The 19,067-nt window shown below is 37.7% G+C and carries 19 protein-coding genes, 2 tRNA genes and 2 pseudogenes; 12 read left to right on the forward strand and 11 right to left on the reverse strand.

The genetic code is table 11. From position 1 onward, the window contains the following. The first annotated feature begins 149 nt into the window (after positions 1-149). A complete protein-coding gene (locus HYG88_RS03185; protein WP_178882586.1) occupies positions 150-1,412 on the forward strand; it encodes a GGDEF domain-containing protein in 1,263 nt (420 codons plus the stop codon). A 54-nt stretch (positions 1,413-1,466) separates the two neighbouring features. Here HYG88_RS03185 and HYG88_RS03190 read toward each other — a convergent pair whose 3' ends face one another. Further along, the gene (locus tag HYG88_RS03190; protein WP_178882587.1) at positions 1,467-2,669 is read right to left on the reverse strand and encodes a L,D-transpeptidase; all 1,203 of its coding nucleotides are present in this window, start codon (positions 2,667-2,669) and stop codon (positions 1,467-1,469) included. A 199-nt stretch (positions 2,670-2,868) separates the two neighbouring features. Here HYG88_RS03190 and hemE point away from each other — a divergent pair, with 199 nt between their 5' ends. The 4 genes from hemE (at position 2,869) to HYG88_RS03210 (ending at position 7,395) form a co-directional block, all read left to right on the forward strand. After that, a complete protein-coding gene (hemE, locus tag HYG88_RS03195; protein ID WP_005157715.1) occupies positions 2,869-3,942 on the forward strand; it encodes a uroporphyrinogen decarboxylase in 1,074 nt (357 codons plus the stop codon). Between the two features lie 42 nt (positions 3,943-3,984). Further along, positions 3,985-4,779 carry a DUF817 domain-containing protein gene (locus HYG88_RS03200; RefSeq protein ID WP_178882588.1) on the forward strand — a complete coding sequence of 265 codons (795 nt, stop codon included), beginning with the start codon at positions 3,985-3,987 and terminating at the stop codon, positions 4,777-4,779. A gap of 186 nt (positions 4,780-4,965) precedes the next feature. Continuing rightward, positions 4,966-5,436: a DUF3015 family protein gene (locus HYG88_RS03205; RefSeq protein ID WP_004663119.1), complete on the forward strand. Its 471-nt coding sequence runs from the start codon at positions 4,966-4,968 to the stop codon at positions 5,434-5,436. Positions 5,437-5,514: 78 nt separating this feature from the next. Then, on the forward strand, positions 5,515-7,395 hold the full coding sequence (locus HYG88_RS03210; protein ID WP_178882589.1) for a DUF4105 domain-containing protein: 1,881 nt from the start codon (positions 5,515-5,517) through the stop codon (positions 7,393-7,395). A 36-nt stretch (positions 7,396-7,431) separates the two neighbouring features. Here HYG88_RS03210 and HYG88_RS03215 read toward each other — a convergent pair whose 3' ends face one another. The 7 genes from HYG88_RS03215 to HYG88_RS03245 form a co-directional block, all read right to left on the reverse strand. After that, the gene (locus HYG88_RS03215; RefSeq protein WP_178882590.1) at positions 7,432-7,794 is read right to left on the reverse strand and encodes a cupin domain-containing protein; all 363 of its coding nucleotides are present in this window, start codon (positions 7,792-7,794) and stop codon (positions 7,432-7,434) included. Between the two features lie 15 nt (positions 7,795-7,809). Beyond that, positions 7,810-8,358 carry a GTP cyclohydrolase I FolE gene (folE, locus tag HYG88_RS03220; RefSeq protein WP_017397502.1) on the reverse strand — a complete coding sequence of 183 codons (549 nt, stop codon included), beginning with the start codon at positions 8,356-8,358 and terminating at the stop codon, positions 7,810-7,812. Positions 8,359-8,448: 90 nt separating this feature from the next. After that, the gene (locus HYG88_RS03225) at positions 8,449-9,138 is read right to left on the reverse strand and encodes a Smr/MutS family protein (RefSeq protein ID WP_178882591.1); all 690 of its coding nucleotides are present in this window, start codon (positions 9,136-9,138) and stop codon (positions 8,449-8,451) included. A gap of 194 nt (positions 9,139-9,332) precedes the next feature. After that, on the reverse strand, positions 9,333-9,752 hold the full coding sequence (locus HYG88_RS03230; RefSeq protein ID WP_005157701.1) for a hypothetical protein: 420 nt from the start codon (positions 9,750-9,752) through the stop codon (positions 9,333-9,335). Between the two features lie 140 nt (positions 9,753-9,892). After that, positions 9,893-10,699 carry an indole-3-glycerol phosphate synthase TrpC gene (trpC, locus tag HYG88_RS03235; protein ID WP_005157699.1) on the reverse strand — a complete coding sequence of 269 codons (807 nt, stop codon included), beginning with the start codon at positions 10,697-10,699 and terminating at the stop codon, positions 9,893-9,895. 9 nt (positions 10,700-10,708) lie between these two features. Beyond that, entirely contained in the window at positions 10,709-11,758 is a 1,050-nt protein-coding gene (gene trpD / locus HYG88_RS03240) for an anthranilate phosphoribosyltransferase (RefSeq protein ID WP_005157688.1), read from the reverse strand. Further along, positions 11,759-12,343: an aminodeoxychorismate/anthranilate synthase component II gene (locus HYG88_RS03245; RefSeq protein WP_087543859.1), complete on the reverse strand. Its 585-nt coding sequence runs from the start codon at positions 12,341-12,343 to the stop codon at positions 11,759-11,761. It abuts the gene before it with no gap. Between the two features lie 623 nt (positions 12,344-12,966). Here HYG88_RS03245 and glnA point away from each other — a divergent pair. From glnA to HYG88_RS03270, 5 genes and pseudogenes are all read left to right on the forward strand, one after another. Beyond that, positions 12,967-14,382 carry a type I glutamate--ammonia ligase gene (glnA, locus tag HYG88_RS03250; RefSeq protein ID WP_171294983.1) on the forward strand — a complete coding sequence of 472 codons (1,416 nt, stop codon included), beginning with the start codon at positions 12,967-12,969 and terminating at the stop codon, positions 14,380-14,382. 125 nt (positions 14,383-14,507) lie between these two features. Continuing rightward, positions 14,508-14,999 (forward strand): chorismate lyase, encoded by a 492-nt coding sequence (locus HYG88_RS03255; protein WP_004663105.1) that lies wholly within the window; start codon positions 14,508-14,510, stop codon positions 14,997-14,999. 15 nt (positions 15,000-15,014) lie between these two features. Then, on the forward strand, positions 15,015-15,896 hold the full coding sequence (gene ubiA / locus HYG88_RS03260) for a 4-hydroxybenzoate octaprenyltransferase (RefSeq protein WP_005157678.1): 882 nt from the start codon (positions 15,015-15,017) through the stop codon (positions 15,894-15,896). A gap of 184 nt (positions 15,897-16,080) precedes the next feature. After that, positions 16,081-16,656: pseudogene (locus tag HYG88_RS03265) on the forward strand (alpha/beta hydrolase); the annotation flags it as partial. Positions 16,657-16,762: 106 nt separating this feature from the next. Continuing rightward, on the forward strand, positions 16,763-16,969 hold the full coding sequence (locus HYG88_RS03270; protein ID WP_178882592.1) for a hypothetical protein: 207 nt from the start codon (positions 16,763-16,765) through the stop codon (positions 16,967-16,969). 21 nt (positions 16,970-16,990) lie between these two features. On the opposite strand, the gene HYG88_RS03275 is transcribed toward HYG88_RS03270, so the two are convergent. The 3 genes from HYG88_RS03275 to HYG88_RS03285 all read right to left on the reverse strand — a co-directional run bounded on the left by HYG88_RS03275 (position 16,991) and on the right by HYG88_RS03285 (position 17,841). Further along, a complete protein-coding gene (locus HYG88_RS03275) occupies positions 16,991-17,431 on the reverse strand; it encodes a DUF2726 domain-containing protein (protein WP_005157671.1) in 441 nt (146 codons plus the stop codon). Between the two features lie 58 nt (positions 17,432-17,489). Continuing rightward, positions 17,490-17,565: transfer RNA gene (locus HYG88_RS03280), tRNA-Asn, on the reverse strand. Between the two features lie 200 nt (positions 17,566-17,765). Further along, positions 17,766-17,841: transfer RNA gene (locus HYG88_RS03285), tRNA-Asn, on the reverse strand. A 235-nt stretch (positions 17,842-18,076) separates the two neighbouring features. Here HYG88_RS03285 and HYG88_RS03290 point away from each other — a divergent pair. Together HYG88_RS03290 and HYG88_RS03295 are read left to right on the forward strand one after the other, a co-directional pair. Beyond that, positions 18,077-18,508: a hypothetical protein gene (locus tag HYG88_RS03290; protein ID WP_005157669.1), complete on the forward strand. Its 432-nt coding sequence runs from the start codon at positions 18,077-18,079 to the stop codon at positions 18,506-18,508. A 255-nt stretch (positions 18,509-18,763) separates the two neighbouring features. Continuing rightward, positions 18,764-19,028: pseudogene (locus tag HYG88_RS03295) on the forward strand (GFA family protein); the annotation flags it as partial. Positions 19,029-19,067 lie beyond the last annotated feature (39 nt).

Genomic DNA, 19,067 nt, shown 5'->3' on the forward strand with positions numbered 1-19,067 from the left:
TTAAAAAATAATATAAATAATAATGCATATAGTGCGAAAATGGTAACTACAATTATGGATAAGTAGTTACGCAAAGCGCATGAAAATATGAGAAATTGTGTTATTTTTATGCTGGATAAGAATACAGCATTATAAGAAGAGTGAGAAGGATGGAAAGTCAATATGATATTAAGCAGTTATGTAAAGAAAAAGAAGATCTAGAACAGTTAGTCATTGCACATTCTAGAACCAAGAAAACACAAAAAAATTTGCCTACCCAACTCGAAAATGAGTTTTGGCAATTTAATATTGATCGAACTAGAATCAATGCGATTCAGTTCTTTGGTCAAGGGGTAATTACATATGCGATTTTTGTACTTTTGATTTTACCGTCGAATTTGTTGGTCATTCGAGCAAGCACCCATTTCATTTTAGATTTTGTATATAGCATTTTAAGCTTGGTTGTTGTCGCGGCAGCACTATTTTTATTTTGGGCATTTTCTCGTTTTAGACGGCTTAACCCATTATTTTATCCTGCAACCTGTGTGATTGTATTTTGTACAATTGTCATTCCCTCATTGTTAATGATGAGTATTTCTAATCTGGTGCTACAAAACCAGTCGATGGTGTTGATTGCATTCTTATATATGCTGGGTTTTATTTTGAGTGGGCTTAAACCCAAACATATGTTATGGATTGGTTCTTCAGCAGCAATTGTGATCTTATTGTCTTTATACTTTCTCAAAGTACCCTGTGATTTTTTAATGCTAGGGCGTACGTTTATAGGAAGTCTATTGTTGGGTTTTTCGATTAGTGTAATGCTCACCTCTAAGGACAGAAAATTATTTCTAAAAACTAAAATATCTGAAATTGATGAGAGAATTCTACGCTTACAAGCATCTGAACTTTTACATTTAAGCCAACATGACGAGTTAACAAAAGTTTCGAATAGACGTACATTTGAAGAAATGTTTAGTTATTACTATGAACTCGCATGTAAAGAAAGTAAGGCCATGTCCGTATTATTTATAGATATTGATTATTTTAAAAATTATAACGATTTTTATGGTCATCAGATGGGGGATCAAGTTATTTCCGCGATTGCGAAAATGATTAAAAGCTCAATTCGGCACATGGATTTCATTGCACGTTATGGGGGCGAGGAATTTGTGGTGCTTTTACCAGAAACATCTGCTCAAGGTGCATATGCTGTAGCAACCAATATTTATCGAGCGATTGATCGGCAGATGATTCAACATGAAAAATCACTAGTTTCTAATCATGTGACCATTAGTTTGGGTATTACGGTGTTTAATGGAAACCCTAAAATTAGTCAAGATTCGGTGATTCATACTGCGGATAAAGCGCTATATAGAGCGAAACAACTTGGACGTAATCAGATTTACTATCAACCACTTCCCAGTGTTGAGTAAAGAATAAAAAACCGAATACCACAAGTATCCGGTTTTTTTATTGAACAATCTAAATTATTCGAGGAATTTAACGGTAACGCCAGAGCGTACTTTTCCACCGAGGTCATTCGCATCCCAGTTGGTTAAGCGAATACAACCATGTGATGCAGTCTTAGAGATCAAAGATGGATTAGGCGTTCCATGAATCCCAAAAGATCGTTTACTTAAACCGATCCAAATATTACCGACTGGTGCATTTGGACCTGGTGGTAGCATTAAAGGTTTTAAGTTATTGCCTTGAACGAAATTTGAAGGTGAATAACTGTATGGTGGATTTTTAGACACCCCTACAACCTTATACGTACCTGTTGGAGATGGTGTATCAGAACTGCCAATTGTCGCAGGAAATGACGCGATCATTTGATTGCGACTATTGAATAAATAAAGTTGACGGGCGCCTTTATGTGCCACAATTAAATGAATATCTTCTGGCAAATCATTGCGAACATTCGCAACAATGATTTTTTCACCTGCTTTTTTAAAGGTTGCAGTTGGATTTAATTTTTTGAGGAAACCTTCATCCATATGAAACTTTTCGCCCAACATCTCTGTTACACGCGTGTAGTACAAACCTTTCATTTTTGCTTGTAATGCATAGTCAGAAGGGATTGAATTTGCGTAAGGACCTTTTAAATCTGCATCCGTAATCGTGTATTCAACATAAGTTGGTTTAGTTTGTTGAGCGACTAAAGCATCCCAAGTTTCTTTAGTCAATTGACCTGTTGGTGTAAGGCCATTCATTTGTTGAAATGAAGCAATTGCTTTTAGTGTATTTTTACCATTTGAGCCATCAATTGCGCCTGGTGAGGCGTGAGCATTATTCAACATCACATGCGCACGTGCATATACAGGAAATTGACCTTTACCAATATTTTCATACCAGTCAGCTGTATTCAAACTGTCTAAAGTCCATGAAACTTTGACAGCTGGTGCTGTTGTAGTCGTGGTATCGGGTGCATTTTCTAGTTTTTGAGACACTGCCGAAGCAGCTCCCGTATTGACTTGTGGCTCAGAAGCAGCTTGAACAGCAACACTTGATGCGGATTGAGCCATTACACTCGATGCAGCAGAACGCTCGATAGATAATGGATCAATAGGATCTTGAACTGGAGCTGAAATTTTTTTTGGATTTAATGGTTGCTCAGTTGTTGGGGCAGCAAAAGCAACATTAGCAAGAATACAACTTAAACTCATAGCGAGTAATGAGCGAACAAACATGTAATTCAACCTTAAGAATTATTCATATTGAGATATAAGATATTGCAAGTATTACAGAAAATAGAACAGCTTGCAGTAGCAGTTTTGTGTCCAAGTAAAAAAATAGTTGAAGTCTGATTTGTTGTATGGGTTTTCAATTATAAATTCGAGGTTAACTTTGTTATGATGCACTCAACATGAAAAAATTTAGAGATTGGTAATGACAACGTTGAAAAATGATCGTTTTTTACGAGCTTTATTACGTGAACCTGTAGACACCACACCCGTTTGGATGATGCGTCAAGCAGGGCGTTATTTACCAGAATATCGTGAAACTCGTGCTCAGGCAGGCGATTTTTTATCTCTATGTAAAAATACTGAATTTGCCTGCGAGGTAACATTACAACCGTTACGCCGCTATGAGCTTGATGCTGCGATTTTATTTTCTGATATTTTGACTATACCTGATGCTTTAGGTTTAGGTTTGTATTTTGAAACAGGTGAAGGACCAAAGTTTCATAAAACAGTGCGCACTGAACAAGATGTGGCGAATTTACCTAAACTAAATTCTAAATCAGATCTCGCTTATGTCATGAATGCAGTTTCAACGATTCGATCTGCTTTAAATGGACAAGTGCCGCTGATTGGTTTTTCGGGCAGCCCTTGGACCTTAGCAACCTATATGGTTGAAGGTGGTTCAAGTAAAGAATTCCGCTTCATTAAGAATATGATGTATGCACAGCCAGAAATACTACATGCTTTACTTGATCATCTTGCTGATTCAGTGATTGATTATCTGAATGCTCAAATTGATGCAGGCGCTCAAGCGATTCAAATTTTTGATAGCTGGGGTGGTGCGCTAGCGCATAGAGAATATATTGAATTCTCACTGAACTATATGACCAAGATTATTGCAGGATTACAACGTGAAAAGGATGGTCAACGTATTCCGATTATTGTGTTCACCAAAGGTGGCGGTCAGTGGTTGGAGACAATGTTGACCACAGGCGCTGATGCGTTTGGCCTAGATTGGACTACACCGCTTTATACTGCACGTGATGTGGTCGCAGGGCGTGCTGCTTTACAAGGGAATTTAGATCCTGCTGTGCTTTATGGTTCAGCTGCTTCAATTGAAAAATCTGTGAAAGCGATGTTGGATGATGCGTATGCCAATGGTGAAAAAACAGGGTATATCGCAAACTTAGGTCATGGTATTACCCAATGGGTCGATCCAGCACAGCCTAAGATTTTTGTAGATACTGTTCATGAATACAGTACTAAATATTTAGGTTGATATTTTTAATCATTTCAAAGTAAACGCGCTAGGATCAGTTTTGTGCAGTTGATTGTATTACCGCTCAACTTTATCTTTAAGGCAGCTTCGGCTGCCTTATTTGGGTTGTTGCTTTTGATTGCATTTGCAGTCACCGCACCGATGGGAAGTCATGAACATTGGGGATTTTTTCGTTACGATTATTTGTTGTTTTATGCACTGATTATTCAAGCCTGTCTGATTTATTTAAAGCTCGAATCGTGCGCAGAAGCGAAAGTGATTGCTTTATTCCATCTCATGGCGATGGGAATGGAAATATTTTTGACCCATCCAGCGATTGCCTCATGGCAATATCCTCAACCAGCCATATTTAAATTACTGACTGTGCCATTGTTTGCAGGGTTTATGTATTCAGCAGTGGGTAGTTTTTTTGCTCGGTCTTTGCGACTCTATAATGTTTCATTCGAGAATTTGCCGAATTTTGGCAATATGCTGTGTTTAGCAGTGTTGTCTTACCTTAATTTTATGACCAAGTTTTTTATTCCTGACTATCGAATGGTTTTATTTGTTTGGAGTGTTGTGATTTTCTGGAAGACCAAACTTTATTTTCAATTACAACAGCATCAGTTTAAAGTTCCGATGTTACCTGTACTATTGGTGCTTGCATTCTTGATTTGGATTGCAGAAAACATTAGTACATTTTATAAAATCTGGTTATATCCGAGTCAAGTTGATGCTTGGCATATGGTGGGTTGGGGCAAGTTAGGTTCTTGGTATCTATTGTTATTGTTGAGTTTGGTGCTGGTGTTAAAAATACTGGGTGAGCGGGATAAAAATGGATCTTGGCGATTGCGTTAAAAGATTTTAGTCGTGCAAAAGGAGCTTTTATTGAGCTCCTTTTTGTTATGAATATTTCATATATATTTCAAAATTTATTTGCTAAAAAAGTTTAACCTCGTTATGTTAATCCTTGTGTAAGAACAATTACACAGCACAATAGTGATAACAAATAGTTAAAAATAATTGAGACTGGAGACATTTCTTATGTTAAAAAAAATTGCATTAGCAGCTTTGCTAGCAGCTGGCTCAAGTGTTGCAATGGCTGATAATGATGTTGGTTGCGGTGCTGGTACACAAATTTGGGCAGGTCAAAAAGGTATTGCACCTAAAATCCTTGCAGCAACAACCAATGGAATTTTTACTAACCAATTATTAGGGATCACATTCGGTACTTTAGGATGCCGTCAAGGTGGTACAGTAACGGCTCAAGTTGTGACATTTACCAATGAAAATGCAGAGTCTTTAGCGCGTGATATGGCGGTTGGTCAAGGCGAAAGCTTAAATGTACTTGCTGAATTAATGCAAATCAAAGCCAACGACAAAGCACGCTTCTTTGCTGTGTCTAAAGCAAACTTTGCTGAAATTTATTCAAGCAAAAATACAAACTCACTTCAAGTTTTAGATGCTTTACAAAGCGTGATGGCAAAAGACGCTGTGCTTAAAGCATACGTTTAATACGTTTGAACATAAAACCCTGTCTTAATGGCAGGGTTTTCTTATACCTACTCTGATTATTTAAAAAATTGCGATTGAATGAAATTAGCTACTTTTGTATTTACGTCTTTGATATGTCATTTTACATATGCCTCGGTTGAATCTAATTTACAAAAGTATTTAGACCTTGCTCAACAAAAACAATTAGATCAGAAAACCACATGGCAACGCTTGATGTATGCCGATCAAAAACAAAACAGTGAAGTCACTTATGCTGGTTATTTTTATGCCACAGATGGAAAAACAAATTTAAATAGTGAATTACAAGCAGATATTGAAGCCTTGTTTCGTGAAGCCCCAGATAACCAATCCATTCGTTGTAAGTTTCCTGCACGTAGTCGTTGGTTGATGCAGCAACTCAATATTGATGTACAACAACTTCCAAAAGTGAATTGCGTTGAATTTAATGATTGGATCAATCAAATCAAGCCGCATAAAGCCACTTTGATTTATGCCACTGACTTTATGGGCAATCCGAGTTCGATGTTTGGGCATACTTTGCTACGTTTAGACCCTAAAGATCAGAAACAACTCAATTTGGTTTCCTATGCAGTAAATTATGCGGCCACAGTGAAAGGTGATGATAACTGGTCTTATGCATGGAAAGGTCTAACAGGACAGTATCCTGGTGAATATTCAATAATGCCGTATTATCGTAAAGTAAAAGAGTATGGTGATTTTGAAAGCCGTGATCTATGGGAATATGAGCTAAATTTAACACCTGAAGAAACTCGTTTTTTGGTTGAACATATTTGGGAAATGCAGCATGTGAGTTTTCCCTATTATTTCGTCAGTGATAATTGTGCTTATCGTTTATTAGGCCTAATTGATTTAGTACGTCCCGATTTAAACCTAAAACAGCAGTTTAGTTACGCTGCAATTCCAATCGAAACCTTAAAGGCTGTTGATCAGCAAGCTTTAGTTAAAGAAGTGGTCTATCGTCCTGCATTAGAAACTCAACTACTTTCGCAAGCCAAACAACATGGTACAGATTTGGCTAAAGTTGCCCATCAAATTGCTTTTACCGAGACTGACCAAGTTCAATCCATGCTAAAAAAATATAGTCAGCAAGATCAGGCCAAGATTTTAGAAATGGCTTACGATGATTTATATCTACAATATATCAGCCGTCAAGTTGATGCCAATATTGCTCAGCCAAAATTAAGACAGCTTCTTGCTGAAAGAAGTCAAATTCAAGTTGAAAAGCAACGTCAACAACCAGAGCGTCCAAAAATGCAGCCTGTAGAAGGGCATCATGCACGTAATTTGTCAGTGAATGTGGGTGATGTGCAAGGACAAAAGTTTGTGGAGCTGGGTCATCGTCAGGCCTATCACGATTTGATTGATCCACAAGGGGGGTATCGCACAGGCACACAATTACTGTTTTTAGATGGTAGCCTGCAATATCGTGATGACAAGCTCAAGCTCGAACATTTAGATCTATTATCGGTGAATTCTTATAATCCAGTTCAACCTTTTAAATCGCCGTTAACTTGGGGATTTAATCTAGGTTGGAAACAGGAAGCGATTGAAAATGGGACGTTTAGTGAAGATGCGCAACATGGTGTGATGAATCTAAACATGCAAGTTGGTTATAGCGTGGCAGATTATGATCGTCGACATCTGTGTTATGCCCAACTACAAAGCCATATTCAAGGTGGAAAAAAATTAGATAAAGGTTGGCGCGTTGGAGCTGGGCCGACTGTAGGGTGTATGAACGTATGGTCTGATAATATTAATAGTGTGGTACAAGTTGAACTGCCGTATTGGCAAGATCAGAACCAGTGGAATTTAAGAGTCGGTACACAGCTACAATATAGTCTGAATACAAATCATGCTCTGCGTCTGAATTGGGATTTTGAACAACAAGATCATAAAGACTGGAATAAAGTAGGTTTAGGCTATGTTCTGTTTTTTTAGATAAGATATCACTAGGATCATGCCAATTTCCAGTATCTAGACTTCAACGATGACGTAGTATTTTTTAACCGCTTCAATGACTTCAAATGTACCGACAAATGCGGGTGGGATAATCCCTGCATTTCCAGCAGTCACTTCAATAAAAGAATGAGTTTTTGCATCATGGATACGGACAATTCCTTCAATCACTTGAAAGAACTCTTGTTTATTTTCAGCGAATTGAATATTCCAAGCACCAATTTCACATTGCCAAATACCGCAGTCCATATGCGGATGTTCGTATAAACTATAAGTTAAACGTTCAGGATTACCTCGCACCAAACGATCAGGACGAGGGTAATCAATAGTTGCTTCATTTACGATTAAATCGCCGAAACCTGCTAAATGAACTGATGACATTCTGGATTGCTCAGCTTAATAGCTTTCAGGAACAGCGCTTAAGAACTCACGACGTGCATCTTTGTCAGTTTTAAAATCACCAACAAAAGAAACCGTACGTGTCGTTGATTCTTGCTTGCCAACACCACGCATCATCATACACATATGAGCAGAATCGATTACTACAGCCACACCACGTGCTTGTGTCACTTCCGCAACCGCTTCTGCAATTTGTTGTGTTAAGTTTTCTTGAATTTGCAAACGACGCGCAAACATTTCTGTAATACGTGCAAATTTAGATAAACCTAAAACTTGACCTTCAGGTAAATAAGCAATGTGAACACGACCATAGAATGGGAGGAGATGGTGCTCACAAAGCGAATAAAACTCGATATTTTTGACCAATACCATTTCATGGTTATCGGATGGGAAAACCGCACTATTTGTAACTTCTTCAAGGGTTTTGCTATAACCAGAAGTTAAAAAAGAAAAAGCTTTAGCCGCACGCATAGGCGTATCTTTTAAGCCTGGGCGATTTAGATCTTCACCAACGGCAGTTAAAATATTTGCGTACGATTGCTGCATAGACATAACAATGTTCACTTAGGTGGGTTGAACAAAACGGGAATTGTATCAGAAAACGACTCAAAAACTTCATTTTGAACCAAATGCCGATTATTGTTTGTGCTTTGGGTTCTTTTCTGCACGTTTTAAGAGCACTAAAACAGCACCCGTACCCCCTTGATTTTCAGGTGCGCTGACAAATGCAAGTACATCACGATGTTGTCTAAGCCAGCCATTGACATATGTTTTTAAAATGCCCTCAGGTCCTTTACCGTGAACAATTTTGATGACATTTTGATTTTCATCTTTTGCCATTTGAATGATTTGTAGAACGGCTGCTCGGGCTTGTTCAACGGTACAACCATGTAAATCGACTGCTTCAAACCAACGAGTTTTACCTGCTTTTAAGTCTTCAAATACTTTGTGCTGCAAAGTTGCAATTCGATAGCTTAAAGTCGCTTGGCTTGCCACTGGATTTAAGATCGCTTGAGTATCCGAAATTTCTGTAAACTCTTGCTCTGCACCACCTTCTGCCGCAGCACGTTTTGCCAAGGTTTGGGCATCAACTTTTTTGCGACGTGTGACTTTGGTGTCGGCAATATTTTGATTGTCGATTGGTTTTACCCCAAGCAGGGCTTTTTTAAAAAGCTCAGTATCTTCCAACTCTTCTGCAATGGCTGGAGCTTTTTGTGACTCTGCTTGTTTTGCAATAGCACTTGCTTGAGGATTAGAGATTTGCTTTTTAAAGGCTTTCAGTAAGTTAAACTGATCTTTAGAAAGCGATGAATCATGTTTACTCATAAGTTTAGAAAAATAGGCAAGATACGAGAGATGTAAAATTATAGTCTGAAACCGTGATGATTTGAACTAAATTGCATTCATGGAGCGATATGAGCTTTAAAATTATGATAAATGCTTCAAAGTATAGAAGGGATAAATTGATTTAGTTTGTTTATCCATTATCTACGGAAGCTACGTTTGTAATTTTTCATTTATTAAGAGGGAGTTAGAATCCTTATAATTCGTGATTGGTTTAAGCCTTTATTTTTAAAACGGTCGTACAGTTCAAAGCAAATATGCTGGTTAACTTGAACACGGGGTAAAGTATCATCGAAGTCAAAATAACGAATATAACCAGATTGATCCATCACAATTGCAAGGCGCTCGAAGTGACCTCTCCGTTTCTGAAAAGTTTTATATTGTTCTACTACACCGCATTCTTCAGATTTAATAAATGTATCTACAGGGGAAAAGTACATTCCACTGCTAATAAAGATGACTCCAGGAATTAAACTAAAGAAATAAAATACTCTTGGATCTTTGAACTTCTGAATTTTTTGATAGCAATAGAGATGACTATAAATTGGAAAGCCAACTAAAAAAATCAGCCCTAGAATTAATAAAAAATTACTCATGTTTTTTCATTAGTCTTTAATCGTTGATTAATCTATTGGTATTGTCTAACTCTAATTTTTATTCTTTATTAAGAGCTTATATTTGGTTCTAGCATCATTTAAAAGGTTCAAGGCAGAATTTTACCTTGAACCTAATTCGCTTAGATCTGCTCAGGCTTTCCAAATAATTCTGCAAATGCTTGATCTGGACGAGGCTGTTTCATAAAGCTTTCACCAACAAGGAAAGTATGAATATCATTGGCTTGCATCATTTCTACATCAGCAGGTGTGGCAATACCACTTTCTGTGACTAAAACACGAGAAGCAGGCAATAATTTCTTTAAACGTAATGAAGTATTTAAATCAACATCAAAGGTTTTAAGATTACGGTTGTTGACACCCAAAATACATTGCTCAGAAAGCTTTAACGCACGTTCCAATTCATATTCATCATGCACTTCAACCAATACATCAAGTTGATGCTCAAATGCAGTTTTCGACATTTCTTCAAGCTGTTGATCTGATAAACATGCCACGATTAATAAAATACAATCTGCATGTAAGGCACGTGCTTCAACCACGTTATAAGGATCAACCAAGAAGTCCTTACGCAAAGCTGGTAGGGCACAGTGATTACGAGCAATCGCAATATTTTCATCCGCACCTTGGAAGAAATCCACATCTGTCAATACAGACAAGCAAGCAGCACCTGCTTGTTCATATTGCTGTGCAATTTCCGCAGGATTAAAGTCTGCACGAATCACGCCTTTAGAAGGTGACGCTTTTTTAATCTCAGCAATAACGGCTGGACGTTTATGTTGTAAAGCATTCGCAAAACCACGCACTGGTGTTGCTTCTTTTGCCCACTGTTCTACATCATACAAGCTACGTTGTTTTAAACGTGTTGCAAGCTCCTCATGTTTGCGGTCAACAATTTTACCTAAAATGGTATTTTGAATATCGATCATGAGAAGTCCTTAGTCTGCCTGATATTGTTTCAATGTCTTGGTAAATTCAGCCAAGATACTCATTTTTTCTAAGGCTTGTCCGCCGTACAGAATATCTTGAGCGAACTCAACTGCTTGCTTGTAAGTCTTGGTGATACCAGCAACATAAATACCTGCACCTGCATTGAGTGCAATCATGTTTGCTGCTTTTTCACCAATATCTGATTTATCTCGGCTTAAAGCATCTTTGATTAGCTTTAAGCTTTCTTCTGAACTATTCACCACTAAACCAGTGAGGGTTTGAGATGGAATACCTACATCATCTGGTGTCAAAGTCCATTCAGTAATTTCGCCATCTTTCAGTTCAGCAACTGTGGTTGGTGCTGCAAGACTGATCTCATCTAAACCGTCTTTAGAGTGTACAACCAGTACATGCACTGCACCCAACTGCTTTAATACTTCAGCGATAGGGCGGCATAACTCATCTGAAAATACCCCAATCACAAAACGATTCACACCAGCAGGATTGGTTAATGGGCCAAGTAGATTGAAAATACTACGAATACCTAGCTCACGACGAGGTGCAACTGCATAACGCATGGCTTTATGATGATTTGGTGCAAATAGGAAACCTACACCCATTTCACGGATGCAGCGTTCGGTTTGTTGCATATCTAAATCAAGCTGAATTCCCATTTGTTCGAGTACATCGGATGAACCTGACTTACTCGACACGCCACGGTTACCATGTTTGGCAATCGTTGCACCAGCAGCAGCGATAACGAAACTTGAAGCTGTAGAGACGTTAAATAAATTCTGACCATCTCCACCTGTGCCGACAATATCGACCAAGTGAGGAATATCACTCACATCAATTTTAATTGCAAACTCACGCATAATGCGTGCTGCTGCAGTGATTTCATCAATACTTTCACCTTTCATGCGCAAGCCCATCATCAGCGCACCGATTTGTGCATCAGTTGCTTCGCCCTGCATAATGCTACGCATGACATCTTCCATTTGTGGCTGGGTAAGATGAATGTTTTTGGTAATGTGATTAAGAGCCTGTTGGATGTTCATTTATGCATAAATCTCTAAAAAATTCTTAAAAATTTGATGACCATGTTCGCTCAAAATAGATTCGGGATGGAACTGAACGCCTTCAACAGGAAGTGTTTTATGTTTCACACCCATAATTTCTTCAATTGTGCCATCTGTTTGGTTCGTCCAGCACGTCACCTCTAGACATTCTGGCAACGTTTCTTGCTCAATTACCAATGAGTGGTAACGTGTAGCAGCAAACGGGGAAGGTAAGTGACTAAAAATTCCTTTGTCACTGTGATGCATATCAGATAAACGACCATGCATAACCGTTTTAGCACGGATAATCTTGCCACCAAATGCCTGTCCAATCGCTTGATGCCCAAGACAGACACCCAATAAAGGAATTTTACCCGCAAAATGGTTAATTGCAGGAATAGAAATTCCAGCTTCACTTGGTGAGCATGGGCCAGGACCTATAACCAAGTATTTTGGCTGCCATCGTTCAATGTCCTCTAATGTCACTTGATCATTACGAACGACTTTTACTTCTTGGTTCAACTCGCCAAAATACTGGACAATGTTGTAAGTAAAACTGTCATAGTTATCCACCATTAGAAGCATGACTTTATAACCTTTTGAAAATAAGTGCTTTATCGGGCTGTTTGTGTAGTAACTCTATTCTAAAGTTATATTTCTTTAGGATTTATTGAAGCTTAAAGGAATATGTTGAAAATAGAGAAGAATAATCATAACAAAAACAAATGATCAATGTTGAATATTTCAATTACCCGATGTTTAGTTGGTTTTGATTAATTATGATAGAAATCGTGTTTAAGAATCAGAATAAACTTCATAAATTTAAAGGTTTGAATAAAAATATACAAAGTGAACCAAAAGTCTAAATGAATTGATTGGAATGAAGTTCAAAAGAATGATATAAAAAGCGAATTTATGCTAACTCATGATAGTGTAAATTGCACTACATTAGTTCTCTGTTATATGTTTTGCACCACTTTGGTTCGTTATGTCTATTTTGGGGACGAGCTGAGATCGGAATGTTTAAATATGGTGCATTTGTGAAAGCAAACATTATAGTGGACATAGGACATGGAGCTTAAAGCATTTTTTCTGCAAAGAATTTCAATGTTTTAGGTATGCTTTAAAATTGTTGGTATGATAATTGCTAATTATATATCAACAACTAACACGCACTTAACAAGTGCATAAAAATTTCATTGGAGCAAATGAGCATGGCGAACAAGGTCCTTCAACTCATCAAAGAAAGTGGCGCAAAATGGGTCGATTTTCGCTTTACTGATACTAAGGGTAAAGAGCAACACGTAACTTACCCAGCTGACACAATTGATGAAGATACATTTGAAGACGGTAAAATGTTTGATGGTTCTTCAATCGCTGGTTGGAAAGGCATTGAAGCTTCTGACATGATCTTACGTCCAGATGCTGAAACAGGTTTTCTTGACCCGTTCTTTGCTGAGCCAACAGTTGTTGTAACTTGTGACGTAATCGAGCCATCTACTGGTCAAGGTTACGAGCGTGACCCACGTTCGATTGCTCGTCGTGCTGAAGAATATTTAAAATCTACTGGTATCGGTGATACTGCATTCTTTGGTCCAGAACCAGAATTCTTCGTTTTTGACGAAGTTAAATGGGACATCGATATGTCTGGCGCACGCCACACATTGATCGCTGAAGAAGCTGCATGGTCTACTGGTAAAGCTTACGAAGCTGGTAACTCAGGTCATCGTCCACGCGTTAAAGGTGGTTACTTCCCAGTTCCTCCAGTTGACTCTCATCAAGACATGCGTGCTGAAATGTGCGCACGTATCGAAGACATCATGGGCCCTGGTCGTGTAGAAGTACATCACCACGAAGTTGCTTCTTGCCAATTAGAAATTGGTGTGAGCTTCAACACTATGGTTCGCAAAGCGGACGAAGTTCAGCAGTTCAAATATGCAGTTTGGAACGTTGCTCATCAATATGGCAAAACAGCGACATTTATGCCTAAGCCAATGGTGGGTGATAACGGTTCTGGTATGCACGTTCATATGTCTATCTCTAAAGATGGCAAGAACTTGTTTGCTGGTGATGAATATGCTGGTTTATCTGAAATGGCATTGTTCTTCATTGGTGGTATCATCAAGCACGCTCGTGCATTGAATGCAATCACGAACCCAGGTACAAACTCTTATAAGCGTTTAGTTCCACACTACGAAGCTCCGATTATGCTTGCTTACTCAGCACGTAACCGTTCTGCTTCTATCCGTATTCCTTACGTTTCTAGCCCTAAAGGCAAGCGTATCGAAGCACGTTTCCCAGATCCATTAATGAACCCATACTTAGGTTTTGCTGCATTGTTAATGGCTGGTCTTGATGGTATCCAAAACAAGATCCATCCAGGTGAAGCTGCTGACAAGAACTTGTATGACCTTCCTCCTGAAGAAGAAGCAAAAATCCCAACAGTTGCTCATAACTTAGAAATGGCAATTGCTGCACTTGAAGCGGATCACGAGTTCTTGTTGAAAGGTGGTGTATTCACTAAAGAAATGCTTGATGCATATATCGAACTTAAAACTGAAGATGTACGTCGTCTTAATACGACTACTCACCCAGTTGAATTTGATATGTACTACAGCCTGTAATACATCTAGTTTAAAAAAGCTCGCTTCGGCGAGCTTTTTTTTATGTTTTTGATTCAATTGAAAGTCATACGCTTTTTCCAAAGAAATTCATGTAAACTAGTTGCGATGTTTTTAGTGAGCCAAGCATGCGAAATTTACGACCAAACAGAATTAAGGGGCGAGAGATCCCGGCTGAATTGAAAAAATGGTTGTATGCATCTGGTTCTCTCACTCAGCAATTGACTGATTTGGGTGAGGGGGCATTTCATGTCGAGCGTCTCAACGAACAGTTTCAACGACTCACTTTTAACGATAGCCAATGGATGCAAATGCCAGCACACCATATTGCATGGGTACGTGAAACGAATCTATATGGTAATCAGGCACAGGCTTGGGTTAAAGCAAAAAGTATTTTCCCAATTTTAAGCCTACACAAGAAAGCTCGATTATTTCGGCATATCCGTAATAAGCCAATCGGTTGGTTTTTATTTCAACGAACTAATCCAGCTTGTGAAAGAAGGGTTATTTATCTAGAAGAAGGTTGGACTAGACAAAGTTGTTATACTTGGCATGGTTGTAAATTCATCGTGCAAGAGACTTTTCTCCCAGCATTTGAGCAGTTTATTCAACAGCATTGACTCTAAGGATTCATCATGGAAACAGTGCAACATACGACTTGGCGACAACGTTTAGAAGCCTATTATTATTTATGCCGCTTTGATAAGCCAATCGGTACAGAATTGGTTTTTTGGCCGACGATGTGGGCTTTGTGGATTGCTGCAAAAGGGACACCAGATCTTAAAATATTATTGCTTATGATTTTGGGTGTTATTTTTATGCGTGCAGCAGGCTGTGCGATCAATGATTTTGCTGACCGTAAAGTTGATGCGCATGTTGAACGTACAAAAACACGCCCTTTAGCTACAGGTATAATTCGTGCTCGCGAGGCTATTTTTGTATTTTTAGCTTTAGTTGCTGCAAGTGCTATGTTGCTATTTTTCTTGCCGATCGAAACCTTTTATTGGTCATTTGGTGCATTATTTTTAGCGTTTATTTATCCTTTTATGAAACGCTTTACCAATTTGCCACAAGTGTTTTTAGGTGCTGCTTTTTCATGGTCAATCCCGATGGCATACACTGCGGTGGGACAAACGCCAGATTTAACCTGTTGGCTTTTATATTTCGGTAATTTGGCTTGGACAGTCGCTTATGATACACAATATGCAATTACTGATCGTGAATATGATTTGAAAATTGGTGTGAAATCTACCGCAATTTTATTTGGTAATTACGATATACAGATAATTGGTTTATTACAGTTTATTAGCTTGTTATTAATTGGCTCGGCTTTGTATCTGCAACATATTTTTATACCATTTGGAATGGTTGCATTACTTGTTGTTGCAGGGGATTTTGTTTATCAGGCATATAAAACTAAAGATCGAGAACCTCAGATTTGTTTCTGGGCATTCCGTCACAATCGTTGGGTAGGAATGATAATTTTTCTGGGAATCTTTTTGGAATTAATGTCTTAAAATGATTCATTGGTTGAAAAACGTCCTATGTAGGGTATTTTTTGTGCATTAATAAAGCAGCATGTAGTTTCGTGTGCAAGAAACAAAGACAAAAGGATATTTTATAAAACGGTCAAAAGTTGCTTTAGCAATGACATTCTCTGTTTCAGCCTTATTTTTAACTGCATGTAATGATAATAATGATGATTGTAAACAAATCTTTACGTCTGGTGCGGCTGATATCGCAGATTTAGCATATGGTCGTACTGCGATGTTGGTACCTGCTTGAGTTATCCAGCTCCAGATAGTGCTAATGGCTTACAGGGGAAACTTAAAGCGGGAATTTTGGCTTTCATAGCATACCCTACACATCAAATCACACAGTTTGGTATTGATCTAACTAAATTTAAAGAAGATGTTGTGGTGCAAAATTTCTTAGCGGCGACTCAGCCTGCAACCAATGCGACTAAAGAAAAAGTAATTAAGACATCTGTCTTACTTATTCAGAGAGAAAAAGATCAAGCACTATTGCCAGCAGTTACGCAGCTGTTAGTTAAGAATATGAAAGAGAATGCTTTAAAATTCTTTCCATAAGCAGCTTATGATGAAAATTATTTATTAGATATCGTACCAAATGCAACGCATACGCAGGCGATCATTTGTAGAAACGCAAAAGCAAGTGGAGTTTATTCAAAAATATATGTTAGCAGGTTCGAGTATTGTGCTGACTGATGCTCAAAAAGATACGAGTCAAAACGCTCAGTGTGCAGGTAAGTTTTAAGCTTTTATTTAGATCATAACTTTCAAAAAAGAGTCTCTTCATAGAGGCTCTTTTTTGTTATATTGTTACATTAAGATGAGTTGTGTTATTGGGATCTGGATCATTTATGAGTGAACAATCTACTGAAAAGAAGTCAGTACCTTGGTTATTAATGGGTTTGGGCTTGCTCATCCCGATCTTTATTATAGGAATGGCTTTCCTAGCTGCAAAAAGTGATGCGGAAACCAAGAAAAAATATGATCAACAACATGCAGAAATTGCAAAGAAATTTGAAAAACAGAAAAATGCTGAATCAGCAATTCAGTCTGAATAATCCTTAATTAGAAAATTTGATTTATCGAATGTCCATCTGTAATTGTTTTACAGATGGAATTTGTGTGTAGCGATGCACTTTGTACCCTGCCTCTAAAAGCATTTGATCGCGTTTTTTGTCTTCTAATTCTTTTCCAATATGACTTGGATCATCAAGTTCGATGATTGCCAATACATTCATTTCTTGGTCTAAAATCACGAAATCGGCCACTTTGCGATTGAATTGATTACGAATTTTATAATGATCGCTGGTAATTAAAGCACTGAAAGCGACTTGTGTCAGGATGTGATTGTTAGGGAATGCCTGTTGTAGCTTCGTGAACATCTTTGATTCAAATGTGGTAATAACAGGTCGAGCAAAAAACTTCTGCTGGGGTAGAAAAGAACGTAGGCAACTAATTAAAAGTAATACTGTGCTAATCAAGCCAATAAGCAAGAAGATAATCTGATTAGATGCAAACATATTTATTATCAATACATGAATAAAAAACCCACTCAATAAGAGTGGGTTTTTAGAATCTTGGCTCTCCCACCTGGGCTCGAACCAGGGACCTGCGGATTAACAGTCCGTCGCTCTACCGACTGAGCTATGGGAGAATCTGGATAGGCATTCTATGCATGAATAGGGATGTGGTCAAGAGCTGAATACTAAAAAAATTAAATATTGATTTGATTGTACTTTTTATCAGCATTTTTATAAATTTAATGGATAGGATACTTTGTTTTTATTAGGAGCTAGGGTGAGTTTCGATCAATAAAAAAGCCCATATCATATTGGATATAGGCTTCTTTGAATTTGGCTCTCCCACCTGGGCTCGAACCAGGGACCTGCGGATTAACAGTCCGTCGCTCTACCGACTGAGCTATGGGAGAATCTGAATGCCATTATAGGCAGCTTTTAAAATCGGTCAAGCTAAAAGTGTCATGTTTCTTTCATTTTTTCACTGTATGCTTTTTATTTGCACAATTAGGGCGAAATCGGAAAAATAACTTGAACTTTGATCAGGCTATTGTTAGATTCGAAACAGTAAAGTGTTTAGATTTTTATCTAGACAGTGTGGATTTAACCCAACTTGCCAGCACTAAAATGGCTAAATCGGAGGTCAAAATGACTATTCTTAGTATTCAATCTATTTTTTCAAATTTATCTTTTTATCAAGATCATTATCTTGAAATCATTGAAGATCCTCAGCAGTATTACACATCAGTTGAAAACTGCTTTTTGAATACATTTCCATTTAAGCAACAAGCTTTATTTCTAGGCGATTTATTGCAACTTTGGTTTGGTGATAAATGGAAAATTCAAAACGCTAAAAATTTATTGACGCAGAAAAATGTATTAATGGTGAATGAGCATTTTCCTTTGTATTTGTTTCAGCTCGGTGGTGAGCTTATTTTGGGTGCAAATACTGCATTAGCTTGGTCAGTTGCAGAAAATAAAATTGTAGCTGTACAAGTGAAGAGTATTTGGCAATATGCTGTTTTCAGTCACTTATGCTCACGACCAAAAAACTATCATGAAAATAAAGCGATTGCATGAAGTCATAGTAAGCATAAATCTACAGCATAAAATTAAAGGGCGTATATGTATGTCACTGTATAATTTTTAATATTATCGCCCTTATTTTCGTATCAATCTAAATCAAGCTGATGTGTATGAAGTAAAAGAAGTAGATTATTTTTTGAAGTATCTTATGAATATAAAATTATGTTGCAGAAATTATTAAATTCAATATTTTTTTTATTTTCTTCTAAAATTAATTGATAATAATTTTGAATAAAAGGTAAATTTATAATGAAAGGGCAATGTGTTTGTGGTGAAACCACATTTGAAGTTGAATTAAGCAATCATGACGTACATGCTTGTCATTGCTCAATTTGTCGTCGACAGACCAGTGGTGTGATTATGACGATTGATATGAAACAGGGCAGCTTAAATTTTTTTAAAACCAGACCATCTGTCTATCTATAATTCATCGGCTTGGGGCGAGCGTGGGTTCTGTAATGCTTGTGGCACAAATTTATTTTGGCGCACTAAAGATCAGAATTATTGCTTTATTTAATGCAGAAGCAAAAGAATAAATTTTTAGCTGTTTCAT

This window comes from Acinetobacter sp. SwsAc4 (genome assembly GCF_013391535.1).
Classification (GTDB): domain Bacteria; phylum Pseudomonadota; class Gammaproteobacteria; order Pseudomonadales; family Moraxellaceae; genus Acinetobacter.

Coding starts and splice junctions, on each gene's coding strand:
- folE (WP_017397502.1), bottom strand. CDS start 8,358: ATGCAGCAATCGTACGCAAATATTTTAACTGCCGTTGGTGAAGATCTA.
- HYG88_RS03245 (WP_087543859.1), bottom strand. CDS start 12,343: ATGCTTCTAATGGTGGATAACTATGACAGTTTTACTTACAACATTGTC.
- HYG88_RS03190 (WP_178882587.1), bottom strand. CDS start 2,669: ATGTTTGTTCGCTCATTACTCGCTATGAGTTTAAGTTGTATTCTTGCT.
- HYG88_RS03225 (WP_178882591.1), bottom strand. CDS start 9,138: ATGAGTAAACATGATTCATCGCTTTCTAAAGATCAGTTTAACTTACTG.
- HYG88_RS03210 (WP_178882589.1), top strand. CDS start 5,515: ATGAAATTAGCTACTTTTGTATTTACGTCTTTGATATGTCATTTTACA.
- glnA (WP_171294983.1), top strand. CDS start 12,967: ATGAGCATGGCGAACAAGGTCCTTCAACTCATCAAAGAAAGTGGCGCA.
- hemE (WP_005157715.1), top strand. CDS start 2,869: ATGACAACGTTGAAAAATGATCGTTTTTTACGAGCTTTATTACGTGAA.
- HYG88_RS03270 (WP_178882592.1), top strand. CDS start 16,763: ATGAGTGAACAATCTACTGAAAAGAAGTCAGTACCTTGGTTATTAATG.
- ubiA (WP_005157678.1), top strand. CDS start 15,015: ATGGAAACAGTGCAACATACGACTTGGCGACAACGTTTAGAAGCCTAT.
- HYG88_RS03275 (WP_005157671.1), bottom strand. CDS start 17,431: ATGTTTGCATCTAATCAGATTATCTTCTTGCTTATTGGCTTGATTAGC.
- HYG88_RS03215 (WP_178882590.1), bottom strand. CDS start 7,794: ATGTCATCAGTTCATTTAGCAGGTTTCGGCGATTTAATCGTAAATGAA.
- HYG88_RS03205 (WP_004663119.1), top strand. CDS start 4,966: ATGTTAAAAAAAATTGCATTAGCAGCTTTGCTAGCAGCTGGCTCAAGT.
- HYG88_RS03255 (WP_004663105.1), top strand. CDS start 14,508: ATGCGAAATTTACGACCAAACAGAATTAAGGGGCGAGAGATCCCGGCT.
- HYG88_RS03290 (WP_005157669.1), top strand. CDS start 18,077: ATGACTATTCTTAGTATTCAATCTATTTTTTCAAATTTATCTTTTTAT.
- HYG88_RS03230 (WP_005157701.1), bottom strand. CDS start 9,752: ATGAGTAATTTTTTATTAATTCTAGGGCTGATTTTTTTAGTTGGCTTT.
- trpC (WP_005157699.1), bottom strand. CDS start 10,699: ATGATCGATATTCAAAATACCATTTTAGGTAAAATTGTTGACCGCAAA.
- trpD (WP_005157688.1), bottom strand. CDS start 11,758: ATGAACATCCAACAGGCTCTTAATCACATTACCAAAAACATTCATCTT.
- HYG88_RS03185 (WP_178882586.1), top strand. CDS start 150: ATGGAAAGTCAATATGATATTAAGCAGTTATGTAAAGAAAAAGAAGAT.